Genomic DNA, 17,825 nt, shown 5'->3' with positions numbered 1-17,825 from the left:
CTTGATGCTGCTAGCTTTCGGTTGCCATGGCCGCGTTGGCCGGCACCGTTTCCCCGGGAGCGTCGTAGCGGGGGTCGTTGGACGACGGGTGGGCGGAGACCGCCGCGGCGTGTTCGGCCAGCACGCCGGTCTGGTGGCGGATCTTCAGCCGGTAGAGCAGGGTCCCTCCAACCACCACCGCGGCCACGAAGATCACGCCGCCCCACTGCAGGTACCACTCGAACGGCGGCACCGAGTTGTAGATCTCCGGGCGGGGCCAGACCAGGTTCACCGTCATGGCGGCGCCCCACAGGACGGCCAGGATGTTCACGGGTAGCCCCCATTTGCCCATGCTGAACCCGGGCTCGGAACCGCCCGCGACCAGCGGCCACTTCTTCAGGATCCGATTGCGGAGCAGGGGAACCGTGACCAGGAGGTAGGACAGGTAGATCAGCACGATGCTGATGCTGGACAGGATGGTGAAGATGGCCGGCTGCATCACGTTGACCAGCAGCGGGATGACCGCCAGGACGCCGATGACGATCGCTGCCACCGTGGGGGTCCGGCGGACCGGGTCCACCTTGCCCAGCTGCCGGCTGAAGGGCAGGTTGTTGTCACGGGCCATGGCGAACATCATCCGGATGGCGGCGGCGTGGACGGCCAGGGTGCAGACCACCACGGCCACCACGATGCAGGCCAGGAAGGCCTTGCCGAAGGGGCCGCCTAGGACGGAGAGCACGATGTGCTGCAGGCCGCCGTCGGGTGAGCCGATCTGCGGGTCCGTGAGGTCCGGTGCAGCCAGGATGCCGAACAACAGGATCCCCCCGCCCAGCAGGAATGATGCCGTGACGGAGCGCAGGATGGCCTTGGGCGCGGTCTTCTTGGGATCCTTGGTTTCCTCGCCCAGGGAGCTGGCGGTGTCGAAGCCGTACATGACGTAGCCGGAGGCCATGGCGCCGATCAGGAAAACGCCGAAGAAGCCCAGGTCCTTGCCCTCGCCGAAGCCGTTGGTCTGGAAGAAGACCTCCGGCCCGCGGACCACGTGCCAGGCCAGTGCGAGGATCAGCAGCACGGCGGCGATGAGCTCCACGAAGACGCCGATGCTGTTGATCCGGGTCATCAGCTTCACGCCGAACGCGTTGATGAGGGTGGAGATGGTGATCATGATGGTGGCCAGCACCACCCCGTTCATCGCGAAGTCATAGGGGCCCGTGCCGTCGCCGACGAACTGGAAGCCCTCCCAGAGCTGGGGGAGCGTGATCTGCAGGGCCAGGGCCACGGAGCCCAGCGCCATGATGGAGGACAGCAGCAGCAGCCAGCCGGCCAGCCAGGACGAGGTTCCTGAGGACAGCCGCTTGGCCCAGTTGTAGACCGAGCCCGCAACCGGGTAGCGGCCGGCCAGCTCGGCGAAACAGAGGGCCACCATCAGCTGCCCGACGAACACGATGGGCCAGGACCAGGCGTACGCCGGGCCGGCCATGGAAAAGCCGAAGTAGAACAGTTGGAAAACACCGGTGAGGATGGAGATGTAGCTGACACCGGCGGCGAAGCTGGCGAACTTGCCGATGCTCCGGTCGAGGGTCTGGGTGTAGCCAAATTCATCCATGCCGCTTGAATCAATACTCTTGCTGGGTTCCAATATGGACTCCTAGATCAGAAAAGCACGAAGGGAACGGCCGCCCTGGGGTGCGGCGGAATAATGTTCTGCGGGGGCCGCGCTGTTGGGAGCGCTGCCCCTTTTGACCCGCCGCTCAGGCGAGGGACGTGGTGAGCTCCTTCTTTTCCAGGGCGTCGGCGCCGGCGTAGTCCGCCTTGATCAGGTCGGCACAGCGCTCGCCGATCATCATGACGGTGATGTTGGGATTGACGGTGACGTGTTCAGGCATGACGGACGCATCGGCCACCCGGAGGCTGGTGACACCCTTGACCCGCAGCTCCGGATCCAGCGGCGACATGTCGTCGTCGGCTGGCCCCAGGCGGACGGTGCCCACCGGGTGGTAGACGGTGTTGTGGGTCTTGCGGATGTAGTCCTGCAGTTCCTCGTCGGTCTGGGCCTCAACGCCGGGCGAGAGCTCGCGGCCGGTCCATTCCGCCATGGCGGGCTGGGCGGCGATCTCGCGGGCCTTGCGGATGCCGGCCACCATGACGCGCATATCATGGCCTTCCGGGTCCGTGAAGTAGCGCGGATCCACCATCGGCTTGTCGCGGAAGTCGCGGCTGCGCAGCCGGACCGTCCCGCGGGAGCGGGCGTGGGTGACGTTGGGGGTGAGGCTGAAGCCGTTCTCCGTGGTGGGGTAGCCGTGCCGCAGCGTGTTCATGTCGAACGGGACGGAGCCGTAGTGCATCATCAGGTCGGGGCGGTCCAGGCCGTCCTCGGTGGGGGTGAAGATGCCGATCTCCCACCACTGGGTGGAGGTCTGCACCATAGGCTGCCTGGCCTCGAACTGCACCACGCCTTCCGGGTGGTCCTGCAGGTTCTCGCCCACGCCGGGGGAGTCCACCAGCACCTCGATGCCGTGCTGGGCCAGGTGTGCTGCGGGGCCGATGCCGGAGAGCATGAGCAGCTTGGGGGAGTCGATGGCGCCGGTGGACACGACGACTTCCTGGTGTGCGGTAAGCCGGTGCGTGCGGCCGAATGCTCCGTCGACCACGTCCACGCCGGTGCAGCGCTTGTCCGCATCGAACACGAGCTGGCGGGCGCGCAGGCCGGTCAGCAGGGTGAAGTTGGGCCGGTCGATGATGGGGTGGATGTAGGAGACAGAGCTGGAGGAGCGGGTGCCGTCCGCGCGGCGGTTGATCTGGAAGAAGTTGGCGCCGTTGACCACGGTTGTGCCGGTGTTGAACTTCGCCCGCGGGATGCCCGACTGCTCGCAGGCGTCCAGAAGTGCGACGCCGGCAGGATCCGCCGGGGGCACGTTCATCAGGTGCACGGGGCCGGAGTCGCCGTGGTGCGTTGCGTCGGGGCCGGCATCTTCATTGGTTTCCAGCCGCTTGTACAGCGGCCAGGCGTTGGCGGCGTTCCAGCCGGTGGCGCCGTACTTGGACTCCCATTCGTCCAGGTCCTCGCGCGGTGCCCAAAAGGCGATGCAGGAGTTGTGGCTGGAGCAGCCGCCCATCACCTTGGCGCGGGCGTGGCGCATGAAGGAGTTGCCGTTTTCCTGCGGTTCGATGGGGTAGTCCCAGTCGTAGCCGGATTCCAGCAGTTCCATCCAGCGGTCCAGCTGCAGGATCTCCGGGATATTGCGGTCGTCCGGGCCGGCCTCCACGAGGGCCACGGTCACGTCCGGATCCTCGCTCAGCCGTGCGGCCACCGCCGCTCCCGCGGACCCGCCGCCGATAACGACGTAGTCGAACCCGCGTTCGGTCACGTCCTCGATGTTGTCGTAGTGCATCTAGTTCTCCTTGCCGTGGTCAGCAAACCAGCCGGTCACCTGCGGGCTGGTGTTCTGGTAGATGTGCTTGGCTTCCTGGTACTCGGCCAGGCCGGTGGGGCCCAGCTCGCGGCCGACGCCGGACTGGCCGAAGCCGCCCCACTCGGCCTGGGGGAGGTAGGGGTGGTAGTCGTTGATCCAGATCGTGCCGTGCCGCAGCCGGGAGGCCACGCGCTGCGCCTTGCCGGCATCCTGGGTCCAGACGGCGCCGGCCAGGCCATAGATCGTGTCGTTGGCGGTGGCCACTGCTTCGTCCTCGGTGCGGAACGTTTCCACCGTGACCACCGGGCCGAACGCCTCGTCGGTGACCACGGACATGCCGCGCTGCACCTGGTCCAGGATGGTCGGCTGGTAGTAGAAACCGCCGTCGTACTTCTCCCCGGAAGGTGCGGCGCCGCCGGTGCGGAGCCGCGCGCCCTCCTGGATTCCCCGCTGGACGTAGGCGTCCACCTTGTCCCGGTGGGCGGCGGAGATCAGGGGGCCGGTTTCGGCGTCGTCGTCGAAGGGGCCGCCGAGCCGGATGCCCTCTGCGCGGCGGACCAGTTCGTCCACGAAGCGTTCGGCGATGGATTCCTCCACCAGCAGCCGGGCGCCGGCCGAGCAGACCTGCCCGGAGTGGACGAACGCGCCGTTCAGGGCGTTGTCGACGGCGGCGTCGAAGTCCGCGTCGGCGAACACCACGTTGGGGTTCTTGCCGCCGAGCTCCAGCGCCACCTTCTTGACGGTGGCGGCGGCGGCCGCGGCGATGCGCTTGCCGGTTTCCAAGCCGCCGGTGAAGGAGACAAGATCGACGTCGGGATGTTCCGAGAGCGGGGCGCCCGCCTGGGCGCCGGCACCGGTGACGAGGTTCGCCACGCCGTCCGGCAGGCCGAGGTCCTGCAGCAGCTGCATGGCCAGGATGCTGGTGGAGGGCGTCAGTTCGGAGGGCTTGAGGACGAAGGTGCAGCCGGCGGCCAGGGCGGGGGCGATCTTCCACGCCGCCTGGAGCAGGGGATAGTTCCACGGCGTGATGAGCCCGCAGACGCCCACGGGTTCGTAGACGATCCTGCTGACGACGTCGGCGTTCCCGGCGTCCACCATTCGGCCCGCCTGCTGCCCGGCGAGCCTGCCGAAGTATTCGAAGCAGGCGGCGATGTCGTCCATGTCGATGCGGCTTTCCACCATCCGCTTGCCGGTGTCCAGCGATTCCGCGCGGGCAAACTTTTCCCGTCGCTCCCGCAGTCCGGCGGCGACCTTCAGGAGGAAGGCGCCCCGCTCCGGTGCCGGGACGCTGGACCAGACGCCGGAGTCGAAGGCGGCGCGGGCCGCTGCGATGGCGCGTTCGGCGTCCTCCCGGCCCGCTTCCGAGACGGTGGCCACCAGCTCGCCGTCTGCGGGGTTGCGGATTTCACGGACGGCGCCGGAGGCTGCCGGTTCCCATTTGCCGTTGATGAACAGGGTGGCGGCTGTCTTGGTTTCGGTGCTCGGGGCGGCTTCCTGGGCCTGTGTGGCGTAAGTCATAGGAAGGACAGTAGTTCAAGTTGAACAGGTGTTCAATAGATTTCTTGAACACTTGTTCAATGCTTCTTGCGCCGCTACTGTTGCCCCTGAAGCGGGTTTTCAGGGCAGGAAGGTAACCTGACCGCCGGCGTTTTCGTCCGGAACCGGTGCGAACGCGATCTGCTCCGTGCGTGCGATGCTCCGCTGGATGGAGGCCTTGTCCACCCCGAGCAGTGCGGTCAGCCACATGCCGTTCTGGATGACCACGATGTCCGATGCGCGCTCCCGGCATGCCTCCCAGGAGAGCCCTGGCCTGGCGCTGGATACCAGTGCTGCGAGCCCGTCGATGTAGCGGTCGAAGGCGGCGGCGTTGATCTGGGCGTAGTCCTCGTCGGCCTGGGCGAGGGCCCAAAGGTGGAGGCGCAGGGACAGGTAGCGCGTGGTCAGCAGGTCGGCGCCGGCAACCCGCCGCAGGGCCTTGCGCAGCTGTTCATCCGGGGGAGTGGACGGATCGGGGGCGACGAGCAGAAGGTCATGCTCATCCACCCGGCGCAGGGCTGCCCGGATCAGGGTGGTTTTGTCGTCGTAGTAGTAGTTGACCAGGCCCAGCGCCACGCCGGCTTCCCGCGCCACGGACCGCATGCTCACTCCGGAAATGCCGTGCCGGGACAGCAGGTCCATGGCCGCCTCGAGTATGCGCGTCTGCCTGTCCACTTGTTCGCCGGAGTTAACGGCACTGGTCCCCATCTGGCCAGACTATTGCCTAACCGGCCGGGAGCGCACTTTCGCGGATCCGCACTCAAACAGAAGAATCCCCGCCCTGCTGCCGGCAGGGCGGGGATTCCTTCGTCGGCAGGCTGCCTTATTTCTTGGGCAGGCCCGCCGGGTTCAGCTCGGACTTCTGGATGGCCTCGGAGGAGAGGCCCCAGCGGTCCAGGATTTTCGCGTAGGTGCCGTCCTCGATCAGGTGGTTCAGCGCAGCCTGGGCGGCCACCGCCAGGCCGTTGCCCTTCTTGGTGGTGAAGGCGATCTGTGCCGTCAGCGGCCAGCCGCCGTTCAATGTGCCCACCTGCTTCGTCTTTCCGTCCTGCGCTGCCTTGTAGGCGGCAGCCGCGTTGGGGCCGAACGTCAGGTCCGCACGTCCTGACTGAAGGGCCAGGCTCGAGGCGGAGTCGTCGTCGTAATACTGGAACTGGACCGGCGCCAGGCCGTTCTTCTTGTTCTCCTCGTCCCAGCGCACCAGGATGGCTTCCTGGTTGGTGCCGGAGCCCACGATGATCCTCTTGCCGGCCACGTCCTTGGCTTCCTTGATTTCACCGATGCCGGAATCGCTCTTGGCGTAGAAGCCCAGCAGGTCATTGCGGTAGGTGGCGAAATCGAACTTCTCCTTCCGCGCCTCGGTGACGGTCACGTTGGAAAGCACGGCCTCGTACTTGGCAGACTCCACGCCCAGCGGCCACTCTGCCCACGCCACGGGAAGGACCTCCACGTCCAGGCCCAGCGCCTCGCCCACCGCGTAGGCGATGTCCACCTCGCTGCCAATCAGGGTCCTGTTGTCCGTGGCGAACAGGCTGAGCGGCGCCGCCCCGCCGGTGGTCACTACGGTCAGCTTGCCGTCCGCTTTGATGGCCTCCGGCACCAGGGCGGCAGCGGCGGGGTCGGCAGAGACTTTGAAGCGGTCCTGCTCCGGGGACAGGTTGAAGGTCTTGCCGGCAGAGCTGGTGGCCGACGACGACGGTACTGTCGCCGCCGAAGCGCCGGGGTCAGAGCAGGCAGACAGTCCCAGCAGTGCTGAAACGGTAAGGGCCACGACGGCGGCCGGCCTGGTGGTGATGGCCATGGTTCCTCCTTGGAACGAGGGTGGAAGATGCAGCGGGATGTGCGCGTTGCAGGCCACTATCCGGCAGCCTCCGCGGTGGAATCAAAGGCCGCGAAACCCGGGGATACAGGGAGTAACGGCGGTTAACCGGAGGACCGCGGCAGTCATATTCACCCCGGCCCGGGCCACTACCCCCCATGGCGCGTCACGGATCCATCAGAAAACGAGTACCCGGCCGGAAAAGACAGGTGGTGACTACGCGTGTTCTCCGCCGATGGCGGACTCTACGGTTGGGCCATGAGGCGGCCAGAGTTGGCCGCCGCAATGGTCTCAACAGGAGCTCGCATGCGCACTTCCCCGTCCAAGTCCCCCCTTTCCCGGAGCCTGGCCGCCGCCGTTGTCCTGCCCGGGCTGCTCACCACCAGCATGGTTCTGGTCCAGCCTGCCGTTGCCGCTACAACCTCCACCACCGGCATGTGCAACGGCGTGGTCAACCAGCTGGCGCACCGTGGCGCCGTCCAGGAGAACCTTCTTAAGGCAGCCGCCAAGAAGAACGCAGACGCGATCGCTGCCTTGCAGGCCGACAAGGCCAAACTGCAGGCCCAGGCGGATGCCTTGGCAGCGCAGAAAGCCGACGCGGAGAAGGCGCTGGCTGACCTCGCTGCCCAGGAGACGCAGCTGGACAGCCAGGCAACGGCAGCGCAGGCAGAACTGGACAGGGTGACCGCTGAGCAGGAAGGCCTCACCACGCAGGTAGCGGCGGCGAAAACGGCCATCACCGACCTTCAGGGCAAGAAGGCAGACGTGGAGAGCCAGCTGGCACCGCTGCAGGAGGAACTGGCAACTGCAAAGGCCGCCTCCGCGGACCTTCAGGCCCAGGCCGACCAGGTGGCAGCAGCCCTGGTGGCCAACAGCCAGGCCATCGCAGCCGCCCAGACGGAGCTCTCCGCGCTGCAGCAGGCCGCGGACCAGGCAGCCTCTGACCTGGCCACCAAGGAAATCCAGATCCAGCAGGCCCAGGATCAGTTGACAGCCCTGGCCGCGCAGGCGCTGCAGGCCGCCGCTGCCGTGGATGATGCGCAGCAGGCCGTCGCCAACGCCGAAACCCAGCTGAACGCGCTGGTGGCAGCCGGAAACACTGCGGCAGCAGAGCTGCAGGCCCAACAGGACAAGGTGGATACTGCGAAGGCGACACTGGCCGGGCTGCAGGAAACCGCTGCAGCCGCCAACGCTGCCGTCACCGGCAAAAAGGACCAGATCGCGACGGCACAGGCCGAGCTCACTACCCTGCAGTCCACAGCCACCACTGCCAAGGCGGCCCTCGATGCCAAGAACGCCGAGATCGCCAAAGCCCAGACGGACCTGCAGACCCTCCAGACCAATGCGGCGGCCGCAGCAAAGGCTGTCAGCGACAACACCGCCAAGATTGCCGCGGTTAATGCCGGCATCACCAGCCTCCAGGGCCAGATTGCCACGGTGAACAGCCAGATCGCCTCGAAGCAGACCGAGCTGGCCCAAGCCCAGAACGACCTGACTGCACTGCAGACACAGCAGGCCGATCTCACGAGGCAGATCGCTGACCTGGACAGTCAAATTGCCGCCATCAATGGAAATTCCATCAAGAAACGAACTCTCCAGGCCCAACGCGATGGCCTCCAGGTCCAGTTGAATGGCGTGAACAGCCAGATCGCCGATAAGAGCGCCACCATCTCCGGCCTTCAGGGCGACCTGGCTACCCTCCAAAAGCAGGTGGACAGCCTGAACTCCCAGCTGCTGGCCAAGCAGCAGGAAAGCAGCACCCTGCAGCAGAACGCTGCGCCGCTGCAGGCAGCACTGGATGCAGCGAATGCAGCGGTGACGGCAAAACAGAACGACATTGCCACCCTTAAGGCCCAGGTGCCGGCACTCCAGGATGCCGTGAACCAAGCCAACGCGGCTGTCACCACCAAACAGGGGGAGCTCACCACCCTGCAGGGCCAGCTTCCGGCCCTGGAGCAGGCAGCGAAGGATGCTGCTGACGCGGTGACGGCCCAGCAGCAGGTGGTGGCGGGCCTCGAAGCGGCCCTGCCCACCCTCACCGAAAACGTGGCGCAGGCCCAACAGGCCATCACAGACCAGCGGGCAATCCTCGACGGGTTGAATGGCACCTTGACCCAGGCAAAGGATGTTCTGGCGGCGGCCAACGGCGCGGTGGACGGCAAGAACGCTGAGATTTCAGCGCTTCAGGCTCAGCTTCCGGCACTGCAGGCCACCCTGGACGCCGCAAACACCGCGGTTGGCACCAAAACGGCGGAGATCGCATCGCTCAACAAGATCGGGGACGACCTGGTGGCCCGGATTTCGTCGCTCAATGCCCAGATCGCCGAAGCCGAAGCCAACGTTCTTGACCTGCAGGGCCGGGTCAAGCCTTTACTGGACCAGCTCAGCAGTCTCAACGGGGAGATCAGCGCGGCGGAAGCAAACCTCGCAGCCCTCCAAAGCCAGCTGAGCACGGTGGACGCCCAGGTTACCGCTGCCCAGGACACTCTTCGGGCCCTCCAAGCCAAGAAGGGGAACTACGCGGATCCGATCAAGGTGCAGAAACTCCTGGTAGCCAGCCTGCAAACCCAACTGGCGGACATCCAGAAGCAGATCATGGCCATCGATCCCACGATCGGGAACGGGGGCTGCGCCGTCTGACCAGGGGGTCGTCTGAAGGCCGGCGCCCAATGACGCGCGCCGCAAGGAGGGGACCAGCTCATTGCGAACTGGTCCCCTCTTTTATGGCCGTTTGTGCTTGCTGAACTAGCTCAGTGCAGCCAGGACTTCCTTGGCCACGTCCTCGCTGGACTGCGGGTTCTGCCCGGTGATGAGGTTGCCGTCGCGGACCACGTTGGAGGACCAGGCGGCACCGTTTTCGATCACCGCGCCCTTCTCCTTCAGCGCATCCTCCACCAGCCACGGGGTGTTCTCCCCGGTCCCGCCGCCCAGCTCCTCCTCGTTGGTGAAGACCGTCAAACGCCGGCCCTTGAACGCGAACCCGCCGTCGTCGTCCGTTGCACTCAGCAGTCCCGCCGGACCGTGGCAGAACGGCGCAATGATCTTGCCGTCCCTGTTGGCTGACACCAGCAGGCGTCCCAGGTCGGCGTCCTGGTAGAGGTCCGCCATGGGGCCGTGGCCGCCGGGCATCACCACGGCGTCATACGCTGCGGCGTCGACGTCGGCCAGCACCAGCGGGTGCGCCAGCTCGCCGTCGATCTTTTCCAGGTAGTCCCGGAAGCCCTGTGCCCGGTCCTCGCCACCGGCCGATTCGGCAGCCAGGCTGACTTGGTCCACGGTGGGCTTCCGGCCGCCGGGGGTTGCGATGTGGACGGTGTTGCCGGCCTGCGTCAGGGTCTGGTGGGCCACCACCAGTTCCTCTGCCCAGTAGCCGGTGGGGTGCTCGCTGCCGTCCTTCATGGTGAGGGAATCCGCGGCCGAGACGACCATCAAAATGTTTGCCATGGTGTTTCTCCTGTCTCTGATGCTCTACTTGCCGGCCGCTTCAAGCTCCGCGTACGTATCGTCATCGAGCGTGATGCCTGCAGCGGCCATGTTCTCTTCGAGGTGCTGCACGGAGCCGGTGCCGGGGATGGGCATCATCACGGGGGAGCGGCGCAGCAGCCAGGCCAGGGCCACCTGGGAGGTGGTGGCGCCAAGGCGCTTGGCGGCCTCATCCAGCGGTCCGCCGGGCCGGGCGAGCTCGCCGGCGGAGATCGGCGCCCACGGGATGAAGCCGATTCCGTTCTCCTCGGAGTAGCGCAGCACGTCCTCAGAGCTGCGGTCCGTCAGGTTATAGCGGTTCTGGACGGTGGACACCGTGAAGTGCTTTCCGGCGGCTTCGAGTTCCGCCACGCCTACCTGGGACAGTCCCAGGGCACGGACCTTGCCTTCGTCCTGGAGCTCACGCAGCACGCCGAACTGCTCCTCGGCGTCCACCTTGGGATCGATGCGGTGCAGCTGCAGCAGGTCCAGCGTGTCCACCTTCAGCTTGCGCAGGCTCAGTTCCGTCTGCTGGCGCAGGTATTCCGGCCGGCCAACGGGAACCCATTTGTTGGGCCCCGTGCGTGTGAAGCCCACCTTGGTGGCGATCTTCAGCCCCTCCTTGTAGGGGTGGAGGGCCTCGGCAATGATTTCCTCGCTGATGTTGGGGCCGTACGAGTCGGCGGTGTCAATGAAATCCACGCCGAGTTCGACGGCGCGGCGCACCACGGCCACGGCGGCCTGCCGGTCTGCGGGCTCACCCCAGACGCCGTCACCCACAATGCGCATGGCACCAAAACCCAGCCGGTGCACGGTTCCCAGGTCCTTGAGGTCGATCGTTGCGGACAGTTCCAGCTGCTTCGTTGAATCATGGCTCATAGGGGCGGCAACCTCATCAGTATGCTGAGTATTCCCCAGCTCACAGAAATAAGGCGGGGCCCGCCGTCGTTATGCATCACGTGCCCGCCGCCATCCGGCCGGCACCCCCTACGAAACATTTTGAAAGGCCGGCACCTGACGTGACTCTTCCCCTCTCCATCCTTGACCTGGCAACCATCGGCAAAGGCCAGACGGCGGCGGAGAGTTTCGCAGGCAGCGTGGCCATGGCGCAGGACGCCGAGAAGCTGGGCTACCGGCGCGTCTGGTACGCCGAGCACCACAACATGTCCTCCATCGCCTCCTCCGCCACCAGCGTGCTGATCGCCCACGTGGCGGCGCACACCGAAAGCATCCGGCTGGGCGCCGGCGGCGTCATGCTGCCCAACCATTCCCCGCTGACCATCGCAGAGCAGTTCGGCACCCTGGAAACGCTGCACCCCGGACGGATCGACCTGGGCCTGGGCCGGGCCCCGGGCAGTGACCAGAACACCATGCGGGCGCTGCGCCGGGACCCGATGTCCGCGGACAGCTTCCCGCAGGACGTCCTTGAACTGCAGGGCTACCTGACCGGCCCCACCCGCATCGAGGGCGTCGAGGCCACCCCGGGCAAGGGGACCAACGTGCCGCTGTACATCCTGGGGTCGTCCCTGTTCGGCGCGCGCCTGGCCGCCCAGCTTGGCCTCCCGTACGCGTTCGCCTCGCATTTCGCACCCGCCGCGCTGCAGGACGCGGTGGCCATCTACCGGCGCGAGTTCAAGCCGTCCGCCCAGTTGGACGCCCCGCACGTGATTGCCGGCGTCAACGTGATCGCCGCCGACTCCGCCTCCGAAGCGCAGGCCATGTTCCAGGCCACCAAGCGGGCCCGCGTCTCCCTGTTCTTCGGTGGGGGCACCCGCGAGTTCACCGACGACGAAGCTGACATGATCCTGGACTCGCCCCAGGGACAGCACATGGCACAAATGATGACGTACTCCGCGGTGGGGACGCCCGACGCCGTCATCGATTACCTGGACAGCTTCGGTAAGCACGCCGACGCCGACGAACTCATCGTGGCGCACCAGAGCCCGGGCACCGAGGCACGCCTCCGGTCCGTGGAACTCCTGGCCGAGGCGGCCGGGCTGGTCCGGGTGTAGCCGCTGTGGTTTGCCGGCGGTGCGCAACATGCAACGCCACTCGGCCGGTCGGACTTTTACACATACGCAATGAAGGGGACTTCCGGGGGTAACTGCCCGGGCTGAGGATGGGATGTGCCCCGGGTCATCCACCCGGAACCCCGGGGCGCCAACCGGTAGCCCGCGGACCGTCCGTGCGGCTGTGTTCCCGGCCTGGCCCTGCCTCAAAGGGGTTTTGGATGCCGACGCCATTGAACCAGAGCGTGGCGGATTCCGCGCTGCTCACACGGTCCCTTCCGCTGGACATGCTGCGCGCCTTCATCCAGTCCGATGCGGCGGACAACGGGCTGACCCCCGCCCTGCTCACGGAACTCAAGGTGCTGGCCCGCGTCCCCAGCCTCCTGGTGGCCTGCAATTACGGCGGAACGCTGTGCGACGCCGAAGGCATTTCCACCGAGACGCTCCCGCTGGGCAGCGCGGCCATTGCGCTTCGTGCGCTGGCAGCGCTGCCCAATACCCATGCGGCGATCATCTCGGGCCGCTCACTGCGTGACCTGGCAGCGGTGTCACGGCTGCCCGCGGAGGTGCACCTCATCGGTTCGCACGGCGCCGAAGCGGACATGGGGTTCGCCCACGCGCAGACCCTGGCCACCGAGTCCGTCCTGCAAAAGGTCAATGCCGCCCTCAACGAGGCCGTCGGCTTCCACGAGGGCATCTGGATCGAACGCAAACCGGTGGCAGTTTCGGTGCACACCCGGCCGGCCCGGCCGGACGTGGTGGCCACCGTGACGGAAATTTCCCGGCAGATCGCTGCTGCCCACGGGCTGTTCTTCATCGTGGACGGCTCCGTGCTGGACCTGTCCGTGGTGGAACCGTCCAAGGGCGAGGCATTGGAAACCCTCAGGTCCCGGCTGGGGGCCAGCGCGGCGATGTTCGCGGGGGACGCCGCCAGCGACGAACTGGCCATTGCCACCCTGCGCGGGCCCGACCTCGGCCTGCACGTGGGCCAGGGCGAGACGGCAGCCCCGCACCGCCTCCGCGACCCCCAATCCTTCGCCCGCGTCTTGGCGTTCCTCTTCGAACTGCGGCGGGCGTGGCTGTTCGGGGAGGACGCGGTGGGCCTTGAACGCCACTCGATGATCGGCAACGGGTCCTCCACCGCGCTGCTGACGCCCGACGCGAAGATCTGCTGGATGAGCCACCCGCTGCCGGACTCCGGTTCCCTGTTCGCCCACATTTTGGGCGGCGATGCCGCCGGGCACTTCTCGGTGGAACCGGTCAAAGCCTCCCAGGTGCTGGGGCAGCGCTACGTGGACAGCACCATGATTGTCGAAACCCGCTGGGCGGACGTCACGGTCACCGACTACCTGGAGCCTGCACCGGAAGGCATCACCAGCCTGGTCCGGGTGCTGACGGGCCACGGCGCAGCCAGGATCACATTTGCTCCGCGGCCTGACTACGCCAACGCCCCGTTCAGCATGGAGGCGCGGGGCGGGGAACTGCACGTGCTGGGCACCTCGGAGCCCATCATCCTGTTCGCGCCGGGCGCCGCGTTCAGCATCACCTCGGACGGCCGCCATGCCACGGCAACGGCGTCCGTGAACCTCCAGGACGGGCCCGTGGTGCTCAACCTCCGCTGCGGGGACACCGAGCCGCAGTCCGCGGACCCCGGCGGGGAGACGGAACGGCGGGCCCGGGTGGCGCTCCATGCCCGGCAGTGGGTGCAGAACCTTTCCCTGCCATCGGTTAAGCCCTCGCTGGTACGGCGGTCGGCGCTGGTGCTCCGCGCCCTGGTGCATGAACCCACGGGCGCCGTACTCGCGGCCCCCACCACTTCCCTGCCCGAGGGAATCGGCGGGACCAGGAACTGGGATTACCGGTACTGCTGGCTGCGGGATGCCTCCATGACCGTGAATGCGCTGGTGGACCTGGGCTCCACGGCGGAGGCGGCCGGATTCCTGGGCTGGCTGGGCCGGATCCTCGAACACGCACCGGGCCCCGAATGGCTGCACCCCCTGTACTCGGTTACGGGCGCGCCGCTGTCCACGGAAGCCGTCGTCGACAGCCTGCCGGGGTACGCGGGATCCCGTCCGGTGCGGATCGGCAATGCGGCGGATCACCAGGTCCAGCTGGACGTCTTTGGGCCGGTGGCCGAACTTATCCACTCGCTGAGTGAACGCGAGGACGCGCTCGCCGACGACCACTGGGAGCTGATGAACCAGATGGCCTCGGCGGTCCTGGCCCGCTGGCATGAACCGGACCACGGGATCTGGGAAGCCCGGCGGGCGGCACGGCATCACGTGTATTCAAAGGTGATGTGCTGGGTGACCCTGGACCGCGCGCTGCGGACCGCGGCGCGGCACGGCCGGGAGCCGGACCCGGCCTGGGCGCCGGCGGCAGCCACGATCCGTGCGGAAGTGCTCCGGGAGGGCTGGGACGAGTCCGCGAAGTCCTACACTGTTGCCTACGACAGCCCGGACCTGGATGCCGCCGTCCTGCACATCGGCCTCTCCGGCCTGCTGGACGTCACGGACCAGCGCTTCCTGGACACCGTCACCGCCGTGGAGCGGGAGCTGCGGGTGGGTCCAACGGTCTTCCGCTACAGGTACGACGACGGGCTGCCGGGCCTGGAGGGCGGGTTCCACATCTGCACCACCTGGCTGATCGAGGCGTACGTGGCCGTCGGCCGCATCGATGAAGCCTGGGACCTGTTTGACCAGCTGGTGAACCTTTTCGGCCCCACCGGGCTGCTCCCCGAGGAATACGACCCCGGCACCGAGACCCACCTGGGCAACCATCCGCAGGCCTACTCACACCTGGGCTTCATCCGCTGTGCCCGGCTGCTGGACGAACACCAGGACAGGAGATAGTCGGCTCCCGTCGTGGGTACGTAGAGTGGAGGTAACAGGGATCCACCTTACTGAAACGAGACTGATGACGACCGCCCGCGCCCAGGGAGTAGGGTTCCGGTCCGACCGCGGCCCCATCCTCATCGCCCTGATGCTGTCCACGGGACTCGTGGCCATCGACTCCACCATCGTGGCCACGGCCGTCCCGTCGATCGTCCGGGACGTGGGCGGCTTCGCATCCTTCCCATGGCTTTTCTCCGCATACCTGCTGGCGCAGGCGGTGTCCGTCCCCATCTACGGCACGCTCTCCGACATGGCCGGCCGCAAACCGATCATCCTCACCGGCATCGGCCTGTTCCTGCTGGGCTCGGTGCTCTGCGGCGTGGCGTGGAGCATGCCCTCCCTGATCGCTTTTCGGGCCCTGCAGGGACTCGGCGCCGGCGCGGTGCTGCCCGTGGCCGTGACCATCGCCGGGGACATCTACACCCTGCAGGAGCGTGCCAAGGTCCAGGGCTACCTGGCCAGTGTCTGGGCCATCTCGTCCGTGGTGGGCCCCAGCCTGGGCGGCGTCTTCTCCGCCCTCGGCATATGGCGCGGCATCTTCCTGGTCAACGTGCCGCTCTGCCTGCTGGCCGGCTGGATGCTGGTCCGTACCCTGCACGAGAATGTGGAACGGAAGAGGCACAAGGTGGACTACGCCGGCGCCGTCCTCCTGGCCGGATCGCTCGGCCTGCTCATCCTCGGTGCGCTGCAGGGCGGCCAGGCGTGGGCCTGGAATTCGCCCATCAGCATTGGCGTCTTCGTCGTCGGGGCGGTGCTGCTGGTGGCCTACCTCCTGGTGGAGCGGCGGGCGGCGGAGCCCATCCTCCCGGCCTGGGTGGTGTCCCGGCGCCTGCTGGCCACCACAGCGCTGGTGTCCTTCGGCGTCGGCGCGATGATGATCGGCCTGACCTCCTACGTGCCCACCTTCCTCGAAGGCGCCCTGTCCTCCTCGCCGCTCGTGGCCGGCCTGGCGCTTGCAGCCCTGACCCTCGGCTGGCCGCTCAGCGCCTCGCAGGCCGGGAAGTTCTACCTGCGGATCGGGTTCAAGTCCACCGCCCTGATCGGCATTGCCATCGCCGTGGCGGGGCTGCTGATCCTGTCGCTGACGGCGTCGTCGCCCAACGTGGCGCTGATCGCGGTCAGCTGCTTCGTCGTCGGTCTTGGCCTGGGCCTGCTGGCCACCCCCACGCTGATTTCCGCCCAGTCCAGCGTTCCCTGGCACGAACGCGGCGTGGTGACCAGCACCAACATGTTCGCCCGGTCCATCGGCAGTGCCCTGGGCGTGGCCGTGTTCGGCGCCGTGGCCAACTCCATTTACGGCGGCAGCAGCGGTGGGGAGGCCGACCCCGCCACGGTAATCAGCGCTTCGGGTGCCGTGTTCCTGGCCGCGCTCGTGGCCGGCCTCCTCACGGTGGCAGCGGTGCTGTCCATGCCGGCGGTCAAGGCCGAGGACAACGGCAATTCCGGCGCGGAGCCAGTGCCCACCAACGCGGACGGCAGCCCGGACTAGGGAATCCCGCCAGACCGGCACGCCAGCCCGGCGGCGCCGCCCGCCCTGGGTGGCAGCGCCGCTAGCGGGACGCCCGGAAGATCGACGGCGCTGGCCGGGTCCCGGTGGCAAGGTCGGCCAGGATCCGCCCCACCACCGGGGTGAACTTGAAGCCATGGCCGGAGAAGCCCGCGCCGATCACCACCGGCCCCACCCGGTCCAAAATGAAGTCCTCGTCCGGGGTGGTGGTGTACGTGCAGCTGATGGCCTCGAACGAATCAGGGTCCACGCCGGGCAGCCACTGCCGTGCGTACTCCTGCAGCGCTGCCAGCTGCGTTGGTTCGGGCAGAAAATCGCGGTGGTCCGGGTCCACCACCGGGCCCACCCCGTGCCAGCCGGCCTTGATGCCTTCGCCGGGGGTCTGCATGCCGTACACGGGGGAGTGCCAGCCCTGGTAATCCGGGCCGGGATAGTGGTTGAAGCCGGGCCACACCGCGCCGGGGTCCGCCACCCGGAAATGCGCCGGCTGCTCCTGCGTCACCCTCAGCTTCGGGATCCGCAACGCTGCGGCGCCCGTGCCCGCAACCCTGGCCAGCAGCTTTTCCGTCCAGCCGCCGGCGGTCACGACGGCCTGGGCTGCGGTGACCACTTCCGTGCCCGCAGCGGATTCAAGGCCCAGCCGCACGCCATCGTCGAACACCTCGAAGTCCACCACCTTGGTATGGTGCCGGATCTCGGCGCCGCGGGCGGAGGCGAGACGCTGGAAGGCGGGCAGCGCCGCCTCCGGGTTGAGCTGGCCGCCGTCGGGCATATGCAGGACCTGCTGGTCGAAGCGGATGCCGCGCCAGCGCCCGCCGGCCTCGGCAGGGTCCAGGAATTCGGCGCGGATGCCGGCCTCGGTGAGGGCCTCGGCAACCTTGGGGAGGTCGCCGCCGGGACCATGGGCCACCACGCCGGTGCGCGCCAGCAGCTGCACGCCGCCGTCCTGCTCCAGCTCGTCCCACAGGGCGAGCCCCTCTGCCAGCATGGCCACGTAGTCGGGCTGGTGGTAGCCAGGGTTGAGGTTCCGGGTAGCACCGTGGGAGGCGCCGATCTTGTGGCCTGGGCCGAATTGTTCCACCAGCGTCACCTGCCGGCCGCGGCGGGACAGTGCCCACGCGGCCGCAGAGCCCATGGCCCCGCCGCCGATCACGACGGTGTCCAGCACAGTATTCATCAGCCCTCCAAGCTGCAGTTATGTCGGTT

12 protein-coding genes are annotated in these 17,825 nt (G+C 67.5%); 4 read left to right on the top strand and 8 right to left on the bottom strand.

From position 1 onward, the window contains the following. Positions 1-10 precede the first annotated feature (10 nt). From NIBR502770_RS16660 to NIBR502770_RS16640, 5 genes are all read right to left on the bottom strand, one after another. Positions 11-1,585 (bottom strand): APC family permease, encoded by a 1,575-nt coding sequence (locus tag NIBR502770_RS16660; protein ID WP_246857299.1) that lies wholly within the window; start codon positions 1,583-1,585, stop codon positions 11-13. Between the two features lie 145 nt (positions 1,586-1,730). Next, entirely contained in the window at positions 1,731-3,371 is a 1,641-nt protein-coding gene (locus NIBR502770_RS16655; protein WP_141182686.1) for a GMC family oxidoreductase, read from the bottom strand. Continuing rightward, a complete protein-coding gene (locus NIBR502770_RS16650; protein WP_141182685.1) occupies positions 3,372-4,910 on the bottom strand; it encodes an aldehyde dehydrogenase family protein in 1,539 nt (512 codons plus the stop codon). Between the two features lie 99 nt (positions 4,911-5,009). After that, positions 5,010-5,636 carry a TetR/AcrR family transcriptional regulator gene (locus NIBR502770_RS16645; protein ID WP_141182684.1) on the bottom strand — a complete coding sequence of 209 codons (627 nt, stop codon included), beginning with the start codon at positions 5,634-5,636 and terminating at the stop codon, positions 5,010-5,012. 115 nt (positions 5,637-5,751) lie between these two features. Next, the gene (locus NIBR502770_RS16640) at positions 5,752-6,729 is read right to left on the bottom strand and encodes an ABC transporter substrate-binding protein (protein WP_141182683.1); all 978 of its coding nucleotides are present in this window, start codon (positions 6,727-6,729) and stop codon (positions 5,752-5,754) included. A 324-nt stretch (positions 6,730-7,053) separates the two neighbouring features. Here NIBR502770_RS16640 and NIBR502770_RS16635 point away from each other — a divergent pair, with 324 nt between their 5' ends. After that, positions 7,054-9,387 (top strand): chromosome segregation ATPase, encoded by a 2,334-nt coding sequence (locus NIBR502770_RS16635; protein ID WP_141182682.1) that lies wholly within the window; start codon positions 7,054-7,056, stop codon positions 9,385-9,387. 105 nt (positions 9,388-9,492) lie between these two features. Here NIBR502770_RS16635 and NIBR502770_RS16630 read toward each other — a convergent pair whose 3' ends face one another. Together NIBR502770_RS16630 and NIBR502770_RS16625 are read right to left on the bottom strand one after the other, a co-directional pair. Continuing rightward, positions 9,493-10,191: a type 1 glutamine amidotransferase domain-containing protein gene (locus tag NIBR502770_RS16630; protein ID WP_134164999.1), complete on the bottom strand. Its 699-nt coding sequence runs from the start codon at positions 10,189-10,191 to the stop codon at positions 9,493-9,495. A gap of 24 nt (positions 10,192-10,215) precedes the next feature. Next, positions 10,216-11,088 carry an aldo/keto reductase gene (locus NIBR502770_RS16625; protein WP_018769950.1) on the bottom strand — a complete coding sequence of 291 codons (873 nt, stop codon included), beginning with the start codon at positions 11,086-11,088 and terminating at the stop codon, positions 10,216-10,218. A gap of 140 nt (positions 11,089-11,228) precedes the next feature. On the opposite strand from NIBR502770_RS16625, the gene NIBR502770_RS16620 reads away from it, so the two are divergent. The 3 genes from NIBR502770_RS16620 (at position 11,229) to NIBR502770_RS16610 (ending at position 16,601) form a co-directional block, all read left to right on the top strand. Then, the gene (locus NIBR502770_RS16620; RefSeq protein ID WP_141182681.1) at positions 11,229-12,221 is read left to right on the top strand and encodes an LLM class flavin-dependent oxidoreductase; all 993 of its coding nucleotides are present in this window, start codon (positions 11,229-11,231) and stop codon (positions 12,219-12,221) included. A gap of 218 nt (positions 12,222-12,439) precedes the next feature. Then, positions 12,440-15,070 carry a trehalase-like domain-containing protein gene (locus tag NIBR502770_RS16615; RefSeq protein WP_168223188.1) on the top strand — a complete coding sequence of 877 codons (2,631 nt, stop codon included), beginning with the start codon at positions 12,440-12,442 and terminating at the stop codon, positions 15,068-15,070. Between the two features lie 64 nt (positions 15,071-15,134). Beyond that, positions 15,135-16,601, top strand: a complete 1,467-nt coding sequence (locus NIBR502770_RS16610) for an MFS transporter (RefSeq protein WP_141182680.1) — start codon at positions 15,135-15,137, stop codon at positions 16,599-16,601. Between the two features lie 61 nt (positions 16,602-16,662). Here NIBR502770_RS16610 and NIBR502770_RS16605 read toward each other — a convergent pair whose 3' ends face one another. Continuing rightward, positions 16,663-17,796: an FAD-dependent oxidoreductase gene (locus NIBR502770_RS16605; protein ID WP_141182679.1), complete on the bottom strand. Its 1,134-nt coding sequence runs from the start codon at positions 17,794-17,796 to the stop codon at positions 16,663-16,665. Positions 17,797-17,825 lie beyond the last annotated feature (29 nt).

Source organism: Pseudarthrobacter sp. NIBRBAC000502770 (genome assembly GCF_006517815.1).
GTDB classification, from domain to species: domain Bacteria; phylum Actinomycetota; class Actinomycetes; order Actinomycetales; family Micrococcaceae; genus Arthrobacter; species Arthrobacter niigatensis.
Note: the sequence above shows the minus strand (reverse complement) of the source record. Positions and strands in the feature narration are given on the sequence as shown.